Annotated in this window: 20 protein-coding genes; 12 read left to right on the forward strand and 8 right to left on the reverse strand. The window is 39.2% G+C overall.

The genetic code is table 11. From position 1 onward, the window contains the following. Position 1 precedes the first annotated feature (1 nt). The 4 genes from CIT02_RS07425 to pyrB all read left to right on the forward strand — a co-directional run bounded on the left by CIT02_RS07425 (position 2) and on the right by pyrB (position 4892). Complete coding sequence (locus tag CIT02_RS07425) at positions 2-331, forward strand: hypothetical protein (protein WP_292611142.1); 330 nt, start codon at positions 2-4, stop codon at positions 329-331. 217 nt (positions 332-548) lie between these two features. Next, positions 549-2933 (forward strand): DEAD/DEAH box helicase, encoded by a 2385-nt coding sequence (locus CIT02_RS07430; protein ID WP_292611144.1) that lies wholly within the window; start codon positions 549-551, stop codon positions 2931-2933. Positions 2934-3096: 163 nt separating this feature from the next. Next, on the forward strand, positions 3097-3825 hold the full coding sequence (locus CIT02_RS07435; protein WP_292614931.1) for a tRNA (adenine-N1)-methyltransferase: 729 nt from the start codon (positions 3097-3099) through the stop codon (positions 3823-3825). A gap of 152 nt (positions 3826-3977) precedes the next feature. Continuing rightward, positions 3978-4892: an aspartate carbamoyltransferase gene (gene pyrB / locus CIT02_RS07440; protein ID WP_292611146.1), complete on the forward strand. Its 915-nt coding sequence runs from the start codon at positions 3978-3980 to the stop codon at positions 4890-4892. A gap of 280 nt (positions 4893-5172) precedes the next feature. Here the strand turns inward: pyrB and CIT02_RS07445 are convergent, their stop codons facing one another. Then, the gene (locus CIT02_RS07445; RefSeq protein ID WP_048072842.1) at positions 5173-6321 is read right to left on the reverse strand and encodes an orc1/cdc6 family replication initiation protein; all 1149 of its coding nucleotides are present in this window, start codon (positions 6319-6321) and stop codon (positions 5173-5175) included. Between the two features lie 1729 nt (positions 6322-8050). Here CIT02_RS07445 and CIT02_RS07450 point away from each other — a divergent pair. From CIT02_RS07450 to CIT02_RS07460, 3 genes are all read left to right on the forward strand, one after another. Further along, on the forward strand, positions 8051-9085 hold the full coding sequence (locus CIT02_RS07450) for a cobalamin biosynthesis protein (protein ID WP_292611149.1): 1035 nt from the start codon (positions 8051-8053) through the stop codon (positions 9083-9085). Positions 9086-9290: 205 nt separating this feature from the next. After that, a complete protein-coding gene (locus CIT02_RS07455) occupies positions 9291-10358 on the forward strand; it encodes a cobalt-precorrin 5A hydrolase (RefSeq protein ID WP_292611151.1) in 1068 nt (355 codons plus the stop codon). 206 nt (positions 10359-10564) lie between these two features. After that, positions 10565-10819, forward strand: coding sequence for a UPF0147 family protein (locus CIT02_RS07460; protein WP_048072839.1), 255 nt, complete (start codon positions 10565-10567; stop codon positions 10817-10819). A gap of 109 nt (positions 10820-10928) precedes the next feature. On the opposite strand, the gene CIT02_RS07465 is transcribed toward CIT02_RS07460, so the two are convergent. From CIT02_RS07465 to CIT02_RS07475, 3 genes are all read right to left on the reverse strand, one after another. After that, positions 10929-11507, reverse strand: a complete 579-nt coding sequence (locus CIT02_RS07465) for a class II aldolase/adducin family protein (RefSeq protein WP_292611154.1) — start codon at positions 11505-11507, stop codon at positions 10929-10931. 53 nt (positions 11508-11560) lie between these two features. Next, positions 11561-13024, reverse strand: a complete 1464-nt coding sequence (locus CIT02_RS07470) for a DNA-directed DNA polymerase II small subunit (protein ID WP_292611157.1) — start codon at positions 13022-13024, stop codon at positions 11561-11563. A gap of 174 nt (positions 13025-13198) precedes the next feature. Next, positions 13199-13612, reverse strand: a complete 414-nt coding sequence (locus tag CIT02_RS07475) for a hypothetical protein (protein ID WP_292611159.1) — start codon at positions 13610-13612, stop codon at positions 13199-13201. A 471-nt stretch (positions 13613-14083) separates the two neighbouring features. Between CIT02_RS07475 and CIT02_RS07480 the strand changes: the two genes are divergently transcribed. From CIT02_RS07480 to CIT02_RS07490, 3 genes are all read left to right on the forward strand, one after another. After that, positions 14084-14602 (forward strand): hypothetical protein, encoded by a 519-nt coding sequence (locus CIT02_RS07480; RefSeq protein WP_292611161.1) that lies wholly within the window; start codon positions 14084-14086, stop codon positions 14600-14602. 31 nt (positions 14603-14633) lie between these two features. Continuing rightward, positions 14634-15695, forward strand: a complete 1062-nt coding sequence (cobJ, locus tag CIT02_RS07485; protein WP_292611163.1) for a precorrin-3B C(17)-methyltransferase — start codon at positions 14634-14636, stop codon at positions 15693-15695. A gap of 279 nt (positions 15696-15974) precedes the next feature. Then, on the forward strand, positions 15975-16328 hold the full coding sequence (locus tag CIT02_RS07490) for a DUF488 domain-containing protein (RefSeq protein ID WP_292611165.1): 354 nt from the start codon (positions 15975-15977) through the stop codon (positions 16326-16328). Between the two features lie 134 nt (positions 16329-16462). Here CIT02_RS07490 and dapF read toward each other — a convergent pair whose 3' ends face one another. The 3 genes from dapF to CIT02_RS07505 all read right to left on the reverse strand — a co-directional run bounded on the left by dapF (position 16463) and on the right by CIT02_RS07505 (position 19933). Next, a complete protein-coding gene (dapF, locus tag CIT02_RS07495) occupies positions 16463-17335 on the reverse strand; it encodes a diaminopimelate epimerase (protein WP_292611167.1) in 873 nt (290 codons plus the stop codon). Further along, positions 17332-18618, reverse strand: a complete 1287-nt coding sequence (gene lysA, locus CIT02_RS07500) for a diaminopimelate decarboxylase (RefSeq protein WP_292611169.1) — start codon at positions 18616-18618, stop codon at positions 17332-17334. The genes dapF and lysA overlap by 4 nt, the downstream gene beginning before the upstream one ends. Before the next feature lie 136 nt (positions 18619-18754). Beyond that, positions 18755-19933 carry an acetylornithine transaminase gene (locus CIT02_RS07505; RefSeq protein ID WP_292611171.1) on the reverse strand — a complete coding sequence of 393 codons (1179 nt, stop codon included), beginning with the start codon at positions 19931-19933 and terminating at the stop codon, positions 18755-18757. Positions 19934-20157: 224 nt separating this feature from the next. On the opposite strand from CIT02_RS07505, the gene CIT02_RS07510 reads away from it, so the two are divergent. Beyond that, a complete protein-coding gene (locus tag CIT02_RS07510; RefSeq protein ID WP_292611172.1) occupies positions 20158-20493 on the forward strand; it encodes a hypothetical protein in 336 nt (111 codons plus the stop codon). A 127-nt stretch (positions 20494-20620) separates the two neighbouring features. Beyond that, entirely contained in the window at positions 20621-21046 is a 426-nt protein-coding gene (locus tag CIT02_RS07515; RefSeq protein WP_048085861.1) for a peptidylprolyl isomerase, read from the forward strand. Positions 21047-21192: 146 nt separating this feature from the next. On the opposite strand, the gene CIT02_RS07520 is transcribed toward CIT02_RS07515, so the two are convergent. Next, positions 21193-21711, reverse strand: coding sequence for a GAF domain-containing protein (locus CIT02_RS07520; RefSeq protein ID WP_292611178.1), 519 nt, complete (start codon positions 21709-21711; stop codon positions 21193-21195). Positions 21712-21745: the final 34 nt, after the last annotated feature.

A 21745-nucleotide genomic window follows, 5' to 3' on the forward strand; every position in this document is an offset into this window, starting at 1 on the left:
TATGTCATATTTAGTTTGTGATAACTGTGGGAGTTACTATGAACTTCAAGAAGGTGAATCTCCAGAAGATTTTGACCTTGCATGTGAATGCGGGGGCAAACTCAAAAATAAGGAATCAGTAAAATTAGATTATGAATTAGATGTAGATACAAAAAATAAATTTAGAGACCTGGATAAAAAGTCAGTTATCTGGATCACTGGTTTAGCTGGGGCCTTAATACTGTTTTTATTCATGTATTTTATTATTAACCTTCCTATTATAATGGCAGCTGTTTTATCTGGTTTAATAGTGGGTCTGGTTATGAGGATATGCCTTAAATATTTCCTTTAAAGCTTTCAACTCGCAATATCCCATAATTCACACTTATTCTAACCAAAAGTGGCCTATTCTTAACCATACCTTGGCCATGTCATGTAGCCCCGATTTTAAACAATAAATTTCATAGGGAAAAAAGTTGTATTAAACCAATACCAAATAAATAACCATGTGAAATTTTCATTTCTAATAGGAATCAAGCAGTAAAATTTCATTATTTCGGGATAACAAAATGAAACGTCAAAAAGAGACCCAAAATTCAAGAAAACCGGTCCGGTGGATACAACACCCTTTAATTGAACAGGGAAAAATCGAAGCACGCCTTTACCAGCAATTACTGGCTGCTGATGTTATTAAAAAGGGAAACACCATGATAGTGGCCCCCACTGCCCTGGGAAAAACTGTGGTTGCGGCCCTTGTTGCAGCAGATAGGCTGGAAAAATATCCAGACAGTAAAATCTTACTTTTAGCACCCACCAAACCCCTGGTAATACAGCACGAAGAAAGCTTTCGGGAGTTTTTAAAATCCACCGTCAGTAGTTTAACCGGGGCCGTGAAGGTGGAAGAACGGGAAAAAAGATGGTATGACTCCCAAATAATTGTGGCCACCCCCCAAACTATCGAGTCAGATATAATTGCCGGGAGATACTCTTTAGAGAATGTTTCACTCCTTATTTTTGATGAATGTCACCGTGGAACCGGATCCTATTCTTACGTGTTCCTGGCCCAGCGCTACAACAAACAGGCTAAAAATCAGTTAATACTGGGTTTAACTGCCTCCCCCGGTGGTGAAGAAGAAAAAATAAATCAAGTATGCCACAACCTGTTCATCAACGAAGTGGTGGTGAAAAGTGAGGATGACTCCGATGTGAAACCCTATTTCAACCCCATTGATGTGGAATGGGTAAGAGTAGACCTGAAGAAGGAACAGTTGGACATTAAAAAACATCTGGATGTGGCTCTAAAGAACCGTCTTAAGGGCTTAAAGAAAATGGGAGTACTGAGCTCCATCCAACAGGTCACCAAGAAAGATGTTTTGAGGGCTAGAGGAAAGGTACAGAACAGGTTGTCTCAGAGTAACAGCCCACCTCGAGATTGTTTGCTAGCAATATCTATGCTTAGTGCCGTTTTAAGTGTTCTTCACTCGCTGGAACTTTTAGAAACACAGGGCATAGGTAATTTGTATGCATACTTCCAGAGAATGACCAAGAAAAAAACCAAAGCGGCACAGGGATTATTCAAGGATGAAAATTTCAAAGCAGCCGTGAATTTAACCAGACAGGCCCAGAAGAAAGGTATTGAACATCCTAAACTGGGAAAACTGCTGGAAATCCTTAAGGATGCTTCTGAAGACCAGGAGCAGGTTATTGTTTTCAGCCAGTACCGGGACACCGTGAATCAGATCTACGATAAATGTAAGGAAGAAGGTGTTAATGCCGTTAAATTCTTTGGACAGGCCAGTCGGGAGAAAGAAAAGGGTCTCAGTCAGAAGGAACAGAAGGAGATCATTAAAGCTTTCCGGATGAGAACCTATCAGGTTCTGATTTCCACCAGTGTGGCTGAAGAGGGAATTGACATCCCCAGCGTGGACCTAGTGGTGCTCTACGAACCAGTTCCTTCGGAGATAAGAATGATCCAGAGGCGTGGTAGAACCGGTAGGACCACTAAAGGACGCATGATCGTGTTAATAACCAAAAACACCCGGGATGAATCTTTCTATTATTCCAGTATGCACCGTGAAAGGAGAATGAAAAAACAGTTGGCCAATGGATACAAACAACCAGAAAAACCATTAATCGCCGATGATGCAGACGTTAGGATGTTAGATCGGAAGGGTGAGGATTTAAAACCCGGGACATCAGGGGGAGAAGATGAAAAAAATCTGGTAGTTTACGTGGATCATAGGGAAGCCAAGTCAGGGGTTACTCGAGCATTGAGTAATATGGAAGCAACAGTAAAAACTGTAAGTTTACCCGTAGGAGATTATCAGGTGAGTCCCCACGTGGCCGTGGAAAGAAAAAGTAGTAAAGACTTTGTAAGCTCATTAATTGACAAAAGGATCTACAAACAGGCCCAGGAACTAGTGGAAAACTTCCCCAAACCACTGATAATCCTGGAGGGAGGGGACCTTTACAGCAGTGGATTGCACCCCAACGCTATTCGAGGAGCATTGGCCAGTTTGACGGTTGATTTTAACATACCTATTATCCCCACCCGTGATCCCGAGGACACTGCAGCCATGATCCTTAGAATTGCAAGTAGAGAAGTTTACAAGGGCTCTAAAGGCATTCAGGTGCGAACTGAAAAGAAACCACTTACATTGCAGGAACAGCAACTTTTTATTGTAGAGTCACTGCCCAATGTGGGACCAGTCACTGCCCGAAAATTACTGGAGGCCTTTGATAGTGTTAAAGGTGTTTTTAACGCATCAATTGATGATCTAAAGAAAGTAAGTGGTGTTGGGGATAAAACTGCCCGCAATATTCGGAAGATAATTGAATCTAAATATTCAGATACCTTCCGTTTTCCATCAGATTCTGAGAATGCTACTGAAACATCCATCATAACTGGAAAAAACAAGCCAAAAATGGAGTATAAACTGGAAAAAAATGATTAATATTCCATTCACTTGTAAAATGATTAGGACAATTAGTAAAATAATTGATTAATCTGTAATATTCGAATTTAAGTTGTAAAATAGATGTAAAAGAATAGTTAAGGTAATGAAAATCATTTTGTCAAATCATTGGCGAGATTTTATATTGGGAGATTGATTATTGATGAAAATTTTAATGAATAATAAGGGTAAAAAATTCCTGACTGGTACCGAGGATCTACACACCGAGCAGGGTTATATTAAACAAGAAGAAATTGCCAGTAGCAGCCCAGGAGATGTGTTAAAAACCCATATGGGCCGGGAATTCCATGTATTAGAGGCTAATATTAACGATTACATCCAACTCATGGACCGTAGATGTTCCATAATTTTACCTAAAGACTTGGGAATCATTGCTGCCTACACCGGACTGGGTAGTGGCCAGCAGATAGTTGAAGCAGGGACCGGAGCTGGTGCTGCCACCATCTTTCTGGGAAATTTAGTGGGGGAAACTGGCCATGTTTACTCCTATGAATTACGTGAGGATTTCTCCCAAATTGCGGAGAAAAATGTCAAGGGATTTGGATTGGAAAATGTGACCCTGAAATGCCAGGATGTGGTGGATGGGATAGATGAAGAAAATGTGGATCTGGTGTTCCTGGATCTTCCCAAACCATGGGATGTGGTGGAGCAGGCCCGTGATGCCCTCAAATCAGGGGGTTATCTGGCAGCTTACACCCCCTACATTGACCAGGTGAAACTACTCACCCGAATTCTTAAAAAACGAAAATTCTCTGATATTAAAAGTGTGGAATGTTTAGTGCGTGAAATTGAAGTAAAAGATAAAGGTGTGCGGCCCAAAACCCGGATGACGGGACACACAGCTTATTTAACCTTTGGAAGGAAAGTTTAGGTACGGGAAGCCATTGAAAGTAAAAGTTCCCTAAATCTTAAGGGACAAATTATAATGAATAAGTTATAATAGAAAATAAAAAATAGAACTACGGGGTTAAGGTAAGGATAAAGAAGAATATCAGGTGGACAACTAATAGATGGTGAATACCCATGGGTTTCAATTTAAAAAACATAATCTCAATCAAGGATTTTAGTAAAGGGGATATTGAATATATTCTTAAATTAGCCGAAGAAATGGAACCCATTGCCCGTTCACAGGAAAAATCAAGTATCCTTTCCGGATCTATCCTGGGAATGTTATTTTATGAAGCATCTACCCGAACCCGCCTATCATTCGAAACAGCCATGAAACGGTTGGGGGGGAGTACAGTTGGTTTTGCCGAGGCTGGAACCAGTTCTGCAGTTAAAGGTGAGAATTTAACTGACACTGTGAGAATCGTTGGGGAATACACTGATGCTGTAGTTATACGCCATAACATGGAAGGTACTGCACGTTATGTTTCTGAAATGGTTGACGTTCCTGTGATCAATGCTGGTGACGGAGCAGGACAACATCCTACCCAGACTTTACTGGATTTATACACAATGAAGCGTCTACTGGGGGATATTGAAGAGTTGCACGTGGCTTTAATTGGTGATCTCAAATATGGGCGAACTGTACACTCTCTTTCTTATGCTCTGGCCATGTTTGGGGCCAGGATGAGTTTTGTGTCACCTCCCGAGCTTAAAATGCCCCGAGAAGTTCTGCACGATCTCTCGGCAGCAGGGGTCAATGTCCAGGAAACAGAGGATATTCGGGATGTTCTAAATTATGCCGATGTTTTATACGTGACCAGAATACAGAAAGAAAGATTCCCTGATCCACAGGAATATTTGAAGATCAAAGGAGCCTACACTATTGATTCGCAGCTTCTTAAGGGTAGTGAAGCAATAGTAATGCACCCCCTTCCAAGGGTAGATGAGATTTCCCATGACGTAGACAACACCCCCTATGGAAAATATTTCCAACAGGCATTTTATGGAGTTCCAGTACGAATGGCTCTTCTAAAATCGATTATAAGATAACAAGTAAAAATTTATTCAAAATCAAGTGATTTTTAAGTAATATAAAGTGTTTAAAAATAGGAGAGAATTTTATTTCTTATTTTATTGTATTGATTTCTTTTAATTACTTTTTAAAAAATAATGAGGTTATTAAATTATAATTTTTTATTTTAAAATAAAATTAAACCGGATATTGGTAAATTAATCCTAATATTTACAATAAAATCTTTACAAAAAAATTCAGGATTGACAAAAAATCCAGGTTTTTAAAAATTTGAGAGGGTTTAGGAAGAAAAAGGTTTTAACCACTCCACATAGCATCTTCCAACAGTACCATATCACATTGCAGAGTGATGAGATTTGTTCTTCCTTTACCTCTACCTCGGGAGACTGTTTTTGTGGAAATAAGTCCTAACATTTCCAGTTCGTTTATAAAGTCAAAAATTCTACGGTATGACACAGAATCTCCTTTGGTTATGTCTTTATATACGTCGTAAAGTCTACCGGAGGTGATTTCTTCCTTGCGTTTGGTCAGGTAGATGAGCGATTCCAGTACTTTTTGCTGCTGACTGGGGAGTGTCATTACAATATCCGTGACCTTGTTGTGTTCAATCTGGTCCTTGGCCTCCCGAACATACTCCTCATAAACCACTTCCGTTCCCTTTTCATCAGCCAGTTCACCGGAGGTTCGCAGTAAATCCAGAGCATACCGGGCGTCTCCTTCTTCTTTAGCGGCGAGTGCGGCACAGAGAGGTATAACTTCATCATGCAAGACATCATCATTAAAAGAAAGTTTAGAACGTTCCTGTAGGATGTCCACCAGTTGCTGAGCATTGTAAGGTGGAAATACTATCTCACGATCACGGAGACTGCTTCGTACTCGTGGTTTGATGAACTGCTTAAAATCAACAAAGTTACTGATGGAAGCAATGGAAACATTGTCAGTTCGGGTAAGCGTGTAAAGTAAACCATCACCATCGTTCTTTAACAAGATATCAATTTCATCAAGAATGATAATCAAAATCAAGTCATTTCCGAAAACATTTTTCTTGAACAGGTTTCGAAAAGCGTTAATCACTTCAGCCTTGGTCCAACCACGGTAAGGAACATCCTGACCCATCTGCTGGCATAAACGAGCGATAACTTGATATTCGGTGGTAAAATCTGTGCAACGAATGTATTCTACTCGTATATTAACGTTTTTCTCCTTGGATATCTGGTCCAGCTGCTTCTTGGCGAACTTAGCCACTGCAGTTTTACCAGTTCCAGTTTTACCATAAACAGTAACATCAGGAGGTGTAACATTGTTTAATGCTTCAACCCAATATTTTGCCACAGATTTAATCTGATCCTCACGGTGAGGAAGATTATCCGGTAAAAATCTATGGTCTAAAAATTTTTTACATTTGAATACCGAATTTTTTCCGCCCAATTCCTCAAAAATATTCATAAATACCACTTCTTATTATAAAAATACATTTTCGTTCTCAATTTTAATCAAAAGGATTGAGAACTGTTTGCATCGGTGACCAAACCCCTGACAACGATCAAACCGACCTTTCACCAGAGATTAATAATGATTCAAACAGTAATTCAAATTTTGAATGACATACATCACCGATTACCTGCATAAACACAGGTTAGGACTTTAATATTAGAATACCCCAAACTAACAAAGCCCATTCCGCCCAACTTAAATTATACACTTATAAATAGATATCTACCAAATTTTGTGGAAGTTATCAACATGTGAGTGATGAATTTACAGTCTACACTTCATAAAGCAATTAAACACACCCGGGGTGAGGTGGGTTTCAAGTGTAAAATTGCATATCTAAGAAGTGAAGGTGCGTTTCAAGTGTAAGTAACTAATCCTATATTAATGGTTATGGTGAGAGGTAGGTTTCAAGTGTAAAAAAAGAACAATTACCTCACAAAAATTCGATGAAAGAGATCAGTTTCAAGTGTAAAAAATGACACACTTTCAAAAAGTTTGGTGAGAGGTACATTTCAAGTGTAAAAAATTAGTGAAAAATGAAAAGGATAGAAAGAGAGATTGATTTCAACTGTAAAAAAACACAGGTAGAAAGGATCTAAGTAATAAAAAATTTAAAAAAAATATTTTATTAGATTAAAAACTAAACAAAGATAAATTATAATTTTTTATTATTAAAAAAAATATAAAATCAATTTTAACAGGAAAATAATTAATAAAAATAGCTATTATCAATTTTTAGAATAAAAAAATAAGTATTCTATAATATAATACCTTGTAAAAAAGGAAATTTTTTAAGCTTTCTTTTTAGTTATTAGACATTATCTAAATTTTTTTTTGAAAAAAACTTTATTTTATCTGTTTAATTTAATTAATAACTTTTAAAAAAGTTTTTTTAGTGATATAAAAATTATAAAAAAATCTATTTAATTAATTCATTTTAAGATAAAAAATAAAAATAAAAAATTACTTTTTTAGTATATTTTATTTGTAAATTATTATTTTTCACTAGAAATTTCTATTTTTTACACTTGAAATTGATCTCTCACAATCCTAATTATTCACATTCAACTATTTCATTCTAAATAAAATTAAAAAACGTATAAAAAATACACTTGAAATGTATGTTTTATTTATTTTCAACTCATTTTCATTGGTTATTACACTTGAAGTTAATCTCTCACTGGTGAGTTATTTCCTTCCCTTAAATTTTTACACTTGAAACCAATGTCTTACTCCTTTATTTTTTGTTTTTCCATAATTTTTTCACCCCTTCTATGTTATTTACCACTAACTATTCTGTTTTTCATTTCAAGGCCCATCCTGAATAATTTTTACACTTGAAATCAGTGTCTTACTCACTGTGGTGCTGATTTTAATGGATTAATGAATACCTTTCCCTGCTTTGAATGATTTTAATTTAATATAATCCCCTCGAATCCCCCATGAATTAATTTATGTGGTTTATTGGCATTAAACTAAAAAATAGGAGGGATAATAAGGACATAAAATAAGATTGAATTACAATAAATATGTTTTTATCTTTTTGGATTGTTTATTTTATTTGAATGTACTTTCCTTTCTAGATTATCTGGCCCCCGTGGAAAAAGGATAATAACTAAAAGCCCAAAATATACCTTTAACCTGTTTTAAAATTTTCAATCTATTTAAATGAGGAAAAGCAATGGGAACTGAATTGTTAATCGTGATTTTCATCAGTGTTCTAATTGATTTAACTGTAGGGGAGTTACCTTCTTCCATCCACCCTGTGGTCTGGATGGGTAAAGGAATTTACAAAATCAAAACCTTCTTAACTACTACTCACAGGAATAAAAGCAGATTAAATGGATTTATAATGGCCGCCCTATTGATTATTGTTTTTAACTTAATCTTCCTGATAATTTTGACATTATCTTCCATTAACCCTGTATTATACATCCTAGTGGCTTCAATCCTCCTATCATCAACTTTTGCAATAAAATCTCTTATTAGTTCAGTTAATTCGGTGTATAAAAGTTTAAATAAAGATTTGGAAACGGGTAGGAAATATATTTCTTTATTGGTAAGCCGTGATACATCCCAGCTATCTGAAAAAGAAGTTATATCCGCGGCAATCGAAACTCTCACTGAAAATATCACCGATTCAATTGTAAGCCCCCTACTCTACATATTTCTATTTGGTTTTTTGGGAATCCTGGGGTTGACTTGGTTAAACATTAACCCAACAACCTGGTGGCCGGGAGGATCCCTGTTTACTGGATATCAATTTCCAGTTCTATTATGCGTGCTGGCTGGTGTTTCTTACCGGGTGGTAAATACCTTAGATGCCATGGTTGGTTATAAAGACCCCCAGAACCTTAATATTGGATGGTTTTCTGCCCGTTTAGATGATCTATTGAACTATGTACCGGCCAGGGGCACTGGTTTTTTAGTGGTTTTATCAGCCAGCATCCTTGGCCTTGATTACAAATGTGCCTGGAGAGTCATGGAAACTGATGCCCGAAATACCCCCAGTCCTAATTCTGGATACTCCATGGCAGCAGCAGCTGGCGCACTGGGAGTTCAACTGATAAAACCAGGAGTGTACACTTTAGGACATTCTAAAAACGATTTAAAACCAGAAATGATAAAAAAAGCCATAAAATTAGCAAAAATAGTTGCAGTCACCTTTTTAATGTGTATGGGAATGTTAACTCTCATTTTCATTGTTTTTTGTTAAATTTTTTATTAAATAATTCGATAAAGGAATATTAAATGAATATCAAATACTGGCACTACTAGACAATACCAGCACATATAACATAATTTAAACGAAACATCATCATAAGAGAAAACTGAAAAACTACCCATGGCCTAGCCATAGAAAAATCAGTATATCTAACAACTTCCTCATCTTTATCCTATAAACTGTTTGACGTGATTATATGAGAATTGCAATTATAAGCGTGACTGAACAAGGGAAAAAAATCGCCAGTGACCTGGAATTAGACTTGAATAATGATCCCACTGTTTTGAAGGTGGATTTATTCCATAAAAATGTGAATGAAACCTTCCGTGATTTATTCAATGATTATGACTGCTGGATTGCAATAATGGCCACCGGGATTGTGGTTAGGACTGTGTGTCCCCTTATAATATCCAAACTATCAGATCCAGCTGTCCTAGTAATATCTGAAAACAGGAAACATGTTATTAGCTTATTATCCGGGCATTTGGGGGGAGGCAATCAGTTATCAATTAAGGTTGCCGGAATAATTGGAGCTGTTCCAGTTATAACCACTTCAACAGATTTAAAAGGTAGAATTGGTATCGATTCACTGGCCAGGCAGTATTGGCTTGACATTAAACAACCTCAACTTATTAAAGATGTAAACCAGCTGATTGCTGAGGATACTAAGGTTGATCTGCATATTCCTCCCAGCTTCAGATTCTTAGAAAACCATCCCTTAGTGTGCATGTCTTATAAACTCCATATATGGGAGGAATCATTCATAAGAGCAGTTTTATCCCGGGAATTAAACGTATCTAACGAATCAAAACGAGAGTCAGAAAAAACTTCAGGAGCTGGAATAGAATCAGAAAAAACTTTAGATTTACATCCCCTCCAGTTGGTGGCTGGTTTAGGTAGTAAAAAAGGTGTAACTGGAGATCAAGTCTTTTTTGCCCTAAGATCTGCTCTTCAACATCTTCACCTGCCTTTGGAAAGGTTGGATACCCTGGCAACTGCCGAAGTTAAGAAAGATGAAACTGGTATTTTGGAAACCGCAGCAAAATCTGATTTACCTCTTAACATAGTCCCCCTCCAAGAAATTGCCCAGTTTGAACATGCGGACTGCACTCCATCACCACTGGTGCAACGTGAATTTGGTGTACAGGGAGTATGTGAGCCGGCATCTCTAATCACTGCGGGGAATGGTTCACACCTCCTCTTGAGAAAAACAGCTTACAACGGGGTTACAGTTGCCATTGCAGTGTCCCGCGGTAGTGATTAAAACCCTGAATTAATTTTTTTAAACACGTTTTAAGGAAAAAATATGCATCTAATTGGATTTACACAGTTTTCAGCAGGATTCTAAATTCCTCCCACCAAAAGATTTTTAAAGCCCAAGATATAAAGAAACTTGGATAAGGCTTTTTATGAATTACCATTTTAAGCACACTAAATCATTAAACACAATTGACCTATGGAGGCGCTATTATGAGTACAGAAGCATTTGAACGTTGTAATCAGATTTTAAAACACATTATGGGAGATACAAGTGTGCCCCGAAATATTAGACGGGCCGCTGAAGAATCCAAGAACTTACTATCACAGGATGATGATGAACCAACTGTTAGAGCCAGCACAGTTATATCTATTTTAGATGAAATAAGCAATGACCCCAACATCCCCATTCATGCCAGAACCCTTATATGGAATGTTTTAAGTGAATTAGAATCCGTACGCGAATAAAAATTAATAAAAATAAAATCAATTTCTTTTTAGTCTAAATTAAATTTAATATCCAGGATTTAAAGGACTACTTTTTATAAAATCCTGGTTTCTCCCATTTAACCTAAACTTAAAATTCTATTTTACTCAAAACTCTGGCTACAAATTGGGTTTTGGCAGTTTCTTCCACGAACTCGGCTAGCAGTGCAGCTTCATTAAGGTCTTCCCCCGTAGCCACCACCCCGTGGTTTTCTAAAATAACCACGTCTTCATATTTAAGACCTTCACCCACCAGTTTAGCTAATTCTATGGTCCCAGGGGGTTTATAATCCACCATTTTTAAAAATGGTTTGGATTTTTCGCCAAAACCTTCTAATCGTTCAATTTTTTGTCCAGACATGGCAAAGCCCGTGGCGTATGATGAATGGGTGTGAACTATCCCTGCAGTTTTTTCTTTGTTTTTGTAAACTTCCAAGTGTAGTTGTAGTTCTGATGAGGGATTGTCACCACCAGCCATTACTTGTCCATCCATATCAGTTAAAACAATCTCATCTTCATTAAGTTGCCCCAATGAAACACCACTGGGGGTTATGGCTACGGTATCCTGGAAACGGACGCTAATATTTCCTGATTTTCCAGGGGCCAGTCCCTTACTGTAAAGGTAATGGGCGATTTCACATATTTCCTTGGTTAAAGGATTTTGAATCATTAAATTATTCTCCTGTAATTTATTAACTTCCCTTCTATCCATTCTTCCAGAATTTAATTGAAGTCCAGCATCTTCAGGCTGCCTTTGTTGATAACTGGAACCTGAGCACAGGTGGGCACGATGTTGTATATCTTCTGAAACTCAGTTTGGGACTGGAAAGTTCCACTGTTTATAAGATGCACTCCTTTGTGCCTTTTGTAACTGTTAATATGCACGTGTCCGGTGTGTAAAACATCGGGAATTTCTTCAATAACCAAATGGTCTTCAATTTCAGAGGCCAAGGGAGTTCTCTCCCCATATATAGGTGCTAAATGTCGTTTTTCCAGGAGTTCTTTCATGATAAGATCCGATTGCTGGTGACTCATCCCTTTAACTGTCATGGCCATGTCATCGAAGCTACGACCGTGGTATATTAGCACTTTAATCCCATCCAAGCTTACCATAGCCGGATTACTCACGAATTCCAAATTTTTCAGTTCATAGAGTCCCTTAGCATAATCTTCAGGTATTGCGGGTTGTGGTTCTGCCAGGCGACTGGCGTCGTGGTTTCCAGGGGCCACTACTATTTTAACATTGGGGATATCCCCGAAATATCGGGCTGCTTCTTCATACTGTTCATGGATGTCCTTTATAGTTAACTCTTTATCCTGATGGGGGTAAACACCAATCCCATCCACTATATCTCCGGCAACCACCACATATTTCACATTGTTTGCTATTTCCCGCTGTTGTTCATCGCCGAAATCTCCATTTATCCATTCAATGAATCGTTTAAAAGCACCATCAAGGAATGTGGAGCTTCCTATATGTATATCGCTGATGAATACTGTGGCAAAATCCATGGGTTTCTCATCGATACGGGGCACTCCGGGATTTACTATTTCGTTGGCCATAACCAGAGTTCCTTTTCTACTACCCAGCACCCCAATTACTTCGTCTTTAACTATTCTTTCGGCATGTTCAAAGACTTCGTGATTCTCATTGTGAATAAGTACGGTAGCACTACCAGTTTCATCTTCCACTTCAATGAGTTTATGGTTGTTTTTAGTGTAACGTATATCGTTAACCATTCCCACAATGTTAACCACATCATCACGACTCATAGCCTCTTTAATAGAAGTACTATCTTTAAGTTCTCGTTTGTAAGTTAAAAGATCCCTTAATTTGTGATATCTGCTCCGGAAATAACTGGAAAGATCCCTGATTTCCCCGTTGGTGTAGGACTTGTTACTGGCATCTTTCAAAATCTGGAAATCATAGTCCTGGGGGACCAGTTTCATTTGGGATTTGGGGTCATTAAGGTAGGCGGTTTTTAGAATATCGGGACTGGTTCGTTCCAAGTAATCTTCCACTACTTTTCCGGTGAGAACCATCATTTCCGGTGAAGAAGTGGTCATGTGTTTGATTAAAGAGTCCACTAGGTAAGCGGAGTCATTGTAATTTTTTATCTTTTGATAAGCGGACTCATCTAGTAATATTTCCGCATCAACAAATTTATTTATTATATTATCAGTCATGGACTACTCCAGATTACATTTTTAGTGGTTTGGCTTTAATATAAGGATTTTAAGGTTTATTATACCATTATCCTGCTTTTATTTACTTTTCCCGAGATTTAACTCATTCTTTACTCTTGTATGAATCAATTTTGCAAGAGCCAATGACCACATAAAACATGTTATAATATCACGTTATTGTAGATATACATCAACTTTTTGACCCACTTCCTGGAATTTCTTCCGGAAGTTTTCCAGTTTTTCCTGGGATTTTTCTAATTCTCGGAGAGCTTCCGGTTTTGAACCTTTTTCTGATAAGGTTAGATATTCAGAATTGGCAACTAAAGTTTCCTGAAGAATTATTAACGTATTTAGGATTTCAATATGGAGTGAACTGCATTTTGAAGGGGGTTTCAAGTCTTCGTATTTAAAGAATATAGTTTCCATATTCTCACGAATCTTATCCAGTTTCTGGTATGCTTCCCTGTAACCAATTTTACCGTTCTGTTCTTGGTAAATAATTTTCCTTACTAAAAGTAGCTGAATTCCGGTATCCTTCAAACAATTCTTACTTTTTTTCAAGAACTGCTTTTTAGTCATCCCAAACATAATTCTGTCTCTTACATGGTAAATATCAGTTCACAAGTTAATATTGATTTTAATATTTAATAAAGGTTTTAATGTAAATAAAAATATCCTAACATGGTATTATCCTCGATATTCTGTTACAAACCCTTCCTTAATGTTTTTGTCCATGTTTCCGTAGTTTATTTTCTCATACTTAGTTTACAGATCTATGTTTTAATTAATTTAATAGATGACAGTATGGACAAAAAACAATTAGGAGAAAACATTTAATATGGTGAGGTGAACTGATAATAGTACTAACAGTTTATGAGATAATGTGTTTTATTTATTCAGATTGATTGGTAATTTATATATCCTTACGGATGTTCCTAAGGATTATAATTCAATTGTAGATTCATGATATAAATCCATTATAGGGGTTTTTACCAAAAAACCTTTATTAAAATCAACTTTCACACAATAACCGTATTAAAAACAAATCCATAATTCAAGGTGATATTATTGTCCAGAGCAGTTAAGATAATCTTATTTCTAATTTTCTTTGTTGTATTTTTCGAGGCAGGTCTCTTTGCGTCGTATACTATTGTAACCCAACAGGCGCCAAACCCTGCTGATCTGATTGAAATGCAAATAAACGGTGTTACTTCACTGCTTAACCTAGGTCCTAAAATTGCCACCCAGAAGGATATTACCATCCTTAATGAGAATGAAGTGGTCGATGCCCTGAAGGCCAAGACCGGCATTGATGGAATTAACTTGCAGAGTTTGAAGGCCACCACCTATCAGGATACCAGTGCAGACACCATCACTGTGAACCTTACCGCCATGGGATACAAGGACTCGCAGACTGGAGGAACAACTGGAAACGCTTCTAGTGGCCCAATTGTAATTAAATCCAACGAAACTTACAGTATAACCGCCACTGCCGTGGGCACTCCTAAGAATAAGGGAGTTCAGATTGATGTAAATTCCATTGTCATAACTGCCACACGCGTACTGTATAACAGTTGATTAGGGAATTTATGGTTAACTGGTGAAACAAATGATAAGAATTATTGGTATTGGGCCACGCCGGGAAGATATGACCTTAAGGGCACTCAAAGCCCTGGAAAAATCAGACGTGATAATTGGATACGGGGGTTACACCCGGCAGATCAAGGATCTCCTGGAAGGTAAAAAGATCATCTCTAAAGGCATGGGTCAGGAAGTAGACCGGGCAGAATTAGCCATTGATTATTCTAAAAAAGGCTATCATGTGGCGGTTATAAGCAGTGGTGATCCTGGGGTTTATGGAATGGCCAATGTAATCCACCAGGTCCGGGGAAAATATTCTGATGTAAAGGTGGAGGTAATTCCCGGAGTTACTGCTGTCAATTATTCTGCAGCCCTATTAGGAGCGCCTTTACATGATTTTGCAGTTATAAGTCTCAGTGACATACTCACACCCCTCTCGGAAATTAAAAGGAAGGTTCGGGCAGCTGCCGCCGCTGATTTTATTATCGCCTTTTACAACCCCAGGAGTAAACGGAGAACTAAACCCTTAAATGAAGCTTTAAAGATACTCCGCAGGATCAGAAATCTCCAAACACCAGTGGGAATAGTTAAAACCAGTGATAAGGGATCTGAAGTTAGGATAGTATCTTTAGGGGAATTGATTGAAGAAGAAGTGGACATGAACACCACTTTACTGGTGGGAAACACCTTTACCTATGTGGATGATGGTAAAATGGTAACGCCCCGGGGATATGTACTTCCCCATTCCACCCACCCTCTTGCTGAAGAATTTTACCAGAAATATCTAGCTGGGGAGGGAAATAAAGGACCTAACCGGGGTTGTGAATATTATCCCTGCCACCAGCACCCCCAAAATTGTACATTTTGCTACTGTCCATTCTATCCCTGTGGAGATCCATCTACCGGAGGGCACTGGATAAAAGAAAAGAAAGTATGGAGTTGCGACCAGTGTACCTGGATTCATCAGGACAACACTGTCCAATGCATAGAGGGTAAGCTCCCCTCAATCATGGAAAAAGTGGAAGACCTCGAGGATAAAAAGAAGGAGCTACTTAAATTAAGACGGGAATGTATTTATCATACCAAATAAAAACACCCTCCTTTACTATAGGGCCACCTTTTTTTATTCAGTTTTTAGTTTTTCAAAAATAGTAAGATTCCTAACTAATAAATCCTCTTTACTCATAAAATTTAATAAAATAACTTCATTTTTTCTTATTCTGGGAAAAAATGGTTGTTCACTTTAAAAACCACAGGCTGTATGAAAATAATCCACTAAAATGATAATTGACATTAAGATTGGTCATTTCCATCAATTTTCCAATAGTATAATGTACCATGTGCAACAGATTAATGTTAGTGATGTAAAATGATTCGCATAAAAAGAGCTTATCAGTCACCTGCCCAGAAGGATGGGTACAGGATAATGGTTGATCGAGTATGGCCTCGTGGAGTGTCAAAACAACGTTTAAAAATGGATGCATGGCTAAAAGATATAGCCCCCAGCCATGATCTGCGCCGGTGGCTTACTCAAAATTCCCAAAGATGGGAAGAATTCAAAACTAAATACAGGGAAGAATTAATGGATAAATCTGAGTTTTTAAATCAGATACTGGACTTGGAAAGGGAAAAAGAAACAGTTACTCTGGTTTATACGTCAGGCAACACGGAACACAATAGTGCCATAGTTCTGAAAGAAGTCTTGGATGAATTAAAATCCTAAAAATATTTTTTAACCCATAAAAATCGTGTTTTTTTGAATAATAAATGGTTTCAAATTCCGCCAATACATTTTTTTTAATTCAAAAAAAGAAAGAAAGATAGAAGGGAAAATGAAGGAAAGGGGAATGTGCTTTATTAAAATTCCACTTCCATTATACCTTCAAAGACACTAACTGCATCCCCTTCCATGAAAGCACCCAGATTCCCATCTTTTTCATACACGGTTATCTGCAGGTCTCCCCCTGGCAGGTGAACCAGGACCTCCTTGTTGAGTAAGCCTAGTTTGTATCCAGAAATAACCGTACCAGTGGCTCCGGTACCGCAAGCCATGGTGAAACCAGCACCTCTTTCCCAGGTTAGCATTTCTACTTCTTGTGGGCTTAACACCCCTACAAAGTGCACATTGGTCCTTTCAGGGAATGCATCATGATTCTCCAGGAGAGGGCCCATATGGTCCAGGGCCACATCTTCCAAGTCATCGGTGAATACAATGGCATGGGGGTTCCCCACGTTGACGGCGGTGAGCTTCAATGGTTCACCCTCAACTAGTAACTCCTGATCAATGAATTCCTCTTTATCACTAGCCATAGGCACTTCCCTGGTTTTGAAGGTGGCAGTTCCCATGTCTACCCGTATGGATTTCACCGTACCATTTTCAACATGTAGCGTCAGCTCTTTGGTTCCACCCAGAGTTTCCACACTCATCTGTTTCTGTTTCAGGACATCGTTTTCATAAACGTATTTGCCAAAGCAACGGATTCCATTACCGCACATTTCTGCTTCGCTACCGTCACTGTTAAATATACGGAATCTTATGTCTGCTTTAGTGGATTTAACCACGAATATAACTCCGTCTGCACCTACAGAAAATCCTCTGGTGCAAAGTTCCGCGGAAATTTCTCCCTTTTTCTCTTCGGGAATTATTTCCTCGACGGATTCATCAATCACTACATAATCGTTTCCTAGTCCGTGCATTTTATGAAATAATAAAATTTTTCTTTCACTCATTTTAATAGCCTCAAGGGAATGTTCTGTTTTCTGAAAAGGTCTGCGAAGTTTTCACGTTCCCTGATAACGTCTATATCACCATTACATACCATAATTTCGGCGGGCATTGGCCGGGAATTGTACTGGCTGGCCATGCTGAAAGCATAGGCACCGGCATTCATAATAGCCAGGATATCCCCTTCTTTGATTTCAGGCAGTGGCCGGTCGCGGGCGAAGAGATCTCCTGATTCACATACATTTCCCGCCACATCCATTGTTTCCACGGGTTTTGCTTCGGGTTTATCTGCCACCAGGATGTGGTGGTAGGAACCGTACATGGTAGGTCGCAGTAAAGTGTTAAATCCGGCGTTAACTCCTATAAATTTCCGATAACTCTGTTTAACTGTGTTTACCTGAGTTAAGAGATAAGATGCATCTCCCACAATGTAACGACCGGGTTCTATACACATGGTAGGGTTACCCATATCGTGTTCGGCGAGTTTATTCTGGTATAGGGCCACAATTTCTTGTGCGAATTTTTCAATATCCAGTAATCCCTCTTCTGGAGTGTAAGGTATTCCCAGTCCTCCACCGAAATCAATGAATTCGAAGGTAACTCCTGCTTCCTGGTGTACCCTACCCGCAACATCCATGAGAACCTGTACTGCGAGTTTGAATGGTTCGGGGTCCAGAATGCCGGAACCGATATGGGTGTGAATACCCACTGGTTTGAAACCCAAATCCTGGGCTTTCTGGTAGACTTCCACTGCTTCCTGTTCCATTATACCAAACTTGGATAGTTCTCCACCAGTTATGCAGTGGTCGTGGTGTCCGGCACCCACCATGGGATTTACCCGGAATGAAATTTCCATTCCTTCTGCCCCGGGAATTTTGGCCAGGCGTTCTAACATGGATGTACTGTCCAGGTTCAGGCGAACTCCGGCATCCACTGCAAATTTCAGTTCTTCGCTGGTTACATTGTTCCCAGTGTAGAGGATCCTCTCGGGTTGAAAACCGGCCGTTAGCGCAGTGTAGATTTCACCGGGAGATACAGCATCAATACAGCTTCCTTCCTGTTCTAATACTCTCATCATGGCCAGGCTGGTGTTGGCCTTGGCTGCGTAGAATATTTTAAAATCATCGTACTCTTTACTGAAAGCTTGATAAACCCTTTGATAATTATTCCTCACCCTCGTTTCATCGGTAACGTAAAGGGGTGTTCCGTATTTTTGGGCAAGCTCCAGAGCATCAGCACCACCGATGTCCAGATTGCCTTTTTCATTGGTCTTGAAGTGTAATTTCATAAATGATCCCTCCGAAAAGAAGTAAACATTAAATATATCAATTTAACTGCATATAACTCTTGTCCTGGATTTAGTTAACCACCCCTTGATCATTTACCAGGTATGAGTACCACTAAAAAAGGAGAAGATCAGACATTCAGTCTGCAATTCTTCTTAAAACTTCATCCAGGGAGTCAGTCACTTCGTTGATCTGTTCGGTGGTGATTACCAGGGGTGGGACAAATCGAAGAACATTTCCCGCGGTACAGTTCACCAGCACTCCCTGATGGCGCATCTCGTCAACCATATTGGCACAGGGCATGCCCATTTCCATTCCCAGCATCATTCCCTTACCCCGTACATCTTCTACCATTCCGTACTCCTGGAAGAGGTCTTTCAACTGGGTTTTAAAACATTCACCATGGCTCCGTGATTGGGCCAGGAGTCCTTCATCCAGTATGGTTTGAATTGAAGCCAGAGCTGCTGCACAGGCCAAGGGGCCCCCTCCAAAGGTGGCAGCATGGTCACCCGGTTCAAATGCATTACCCACCTCTTCACTGGCCAGGACAGCCCCCATGGGGAATCCTCCGGCTATGGCCTTGGCCAGGGTGGTAATATCCGGGGCCACTTTAAAGGTCTGTGAGGCAAACATTTCCCCGGTACGTCCAAATCCGGTCTGCACTTCGTCGAATATGAGCAACACGCCGTTTTCATGACACACTTTCTTCAATTCCTCCAGGTATCCTTCGGGGGGAATTATAATTCCACCTTCTCCCTGGATTGGTTCTACCAGTACTGCTGCAGTTTCATCAGTGATGGCCTCGGCCACTGCCTCCACATCACCGAAAGGTACATGTTTAAAACCAGGAGTAAGTGGTCCGAAGTTCTTCTTGTACTTGTGCTGGCCAGTGGCAGTTATGGTGGTGATGGTCCGTCCGTGGAAACTGTTCTCCATGGCAATGATCTCACCTTTGCCCGTGTACTTGCGGGCCAGTTTAATGGCTCCCTCATTGGCTTCTGCTCCACTGTTGCAGAAAAAGGCCTTCTGGTGGGGAGAAACTTTAACCAGGAGTTCGGCCAGGCGGACCTGCTCCTCGGTGTAGTAAATATTGGATGTGTGGATTAACTTATGGGCTTGCTTGCTTATGGCCTCGGCTACATTGGGGTGGGCGTGTCCTACGTTGTTCACGGCAATTCCCGCCACACAGTCAATGTAGGGGCGACCTTCCACATCCCACACCACAGCTCCCTTACCCTCTTTAAGGGCCAGAGGCTGCCGACCATAAGTTTGCATTACATATTCTTTGTCTAAAGCTATTATCTCCTCTGTATTCATGTTATCACCGTGTAAATATAATAATCCTCCATTTTATCTCCGGAGTATTTTCCCAACAGTAATACGGATATAATGAATTATTGGTTGCTGCGGTTATAATCATTATCCATCCCTGAACAAAGGAAATAATTAAATATACTTAAAACCCACCGAATGGTTATAAAGTGTCAAGGAATTACCATTATGTACACAGATTGTATTGGAATTGGGAAGGAAGTTAATTTATGAACCACCAAAAAATTATCCTATATGTTGGATCAGTAGTTCTCCTCATTATTGGAGCTTATAATGTTTATATGGGTCAGATGTCGCAGGGTATAATCTGGATCATTTTGGGAGTGATTTTTCTATCAATATCCCCCCAGCTGGGACGTCCCCTTACGGCAGTGAAAGTAAGGAAGATGATGACCCTATTATGTGCCCTTATTTTACTGGGAATCGGGGCCTACACCCTATACATGGCAGATTTAATGGCAGGAATAGCCTGGTTAATTGCTGGATTAATGGGAATTTTGATTTCCCTCATGTTAGTGGGTAAAACTGAGGTTTTAGAATCTTAATGATTTTTTAAGCCCGGGTTATGATCCCCAATTTATTTTTTTCTCCATAAAGCTCACCATAGCTACATCCTCCCATTGGTTATACATTTATTAACTGGTAGATAGTGAAGTTTTCATGGTGATTCTCATGAAAAAAGCAATTATTGAAACGGATAAGGGAAACATTGAACTCACCCTTTTTGAAAAAGAAGCCCCTAACACTGTGGCTAACTTTGAAAAACTCGCAAACAGTGGATTTTACAATGGATTAACCTTCCACCGGGTTATACCCAACTTTGTAATCCAGGGCGGATGCCCCAAGGGTAACGGAACTGGAGGGCCTGGTTACACCATAAAATGTGAAATTAACCCTCACAAACACGGAACTGGAGCCCTTTCCATGGCCCATGCCGGTAAAGACACTGGTGGCAGTCAATTCTTCATCACCCACTCTCCCCAGCCACATCTGGATGGTGTGCACACTGTCTTCGGTAAAGTGGTCAAGGGAATGGAAGTGGTTAACTCCATCAAAGCCGGCGACGTGATGAATAAGGTCACAGTAATCGACGAATAATCATTCCAAGAATAATTCTTGGTATTTTTTTATCTTTCTTCTATTTTTAAAGGATAATTAGATTAAAGGATACCTAAATATTTTTTATAATCTCAAATTTTAAATAATACCTTAGAATCTATCAATCAACTATTTGAGGCTTACTTTTAATATAAAAGTTGTTTCAGAACCATACCGTAGATTTCGGCTATATTTTCAGCTATTTCCAGGTCATGGGCATCGTAATCCTTTTCTGGATTTCCAACCACAATCTGGCCTAAGATTTCATTATTAAATTTTACAGGGACTGATAAAAACTGATCCACCGGTTCATGGCCTTGGGGAACACCATGGGCTGCGGGATGTCCGGCCACATCATGGACGTAAAGTGATTCACCAGTATCCAGGGAGTAACCGAGAAGTCCACCGTAACTACCGTCTTTTCGGACCTTGAACCGGGCTTCTCCCATATCCGCATACATCTGGCACTCCGGGGTGAGATGAGAAAATGATATCCCTACACTATCCTTATTTTCAGGATCTACAAAGGCCACGTAGCAGTTTTTGCTTTTTAGATGTTTTTTTGTCTCTTTCCAAATCTCGTCCGAAATTTCTTTGAGGTTGGAATCAGGCATCATTTCTTGAATTTTTCCCCTTAAAAAGGACAGATCTTCTTCACCAGCCATGTAAAACCCTCCGGGTTCTGGAACTATTCTTCAA

It is taken from the genome of Methanobacterium sp. BAmetb5, assembly GCF_003491305.1.
Lineage (GTDB): Archaea > Methanobacteriota > Methanobacteria > Methanobacteriales > Methanobacteriaceae > Methanobacterium.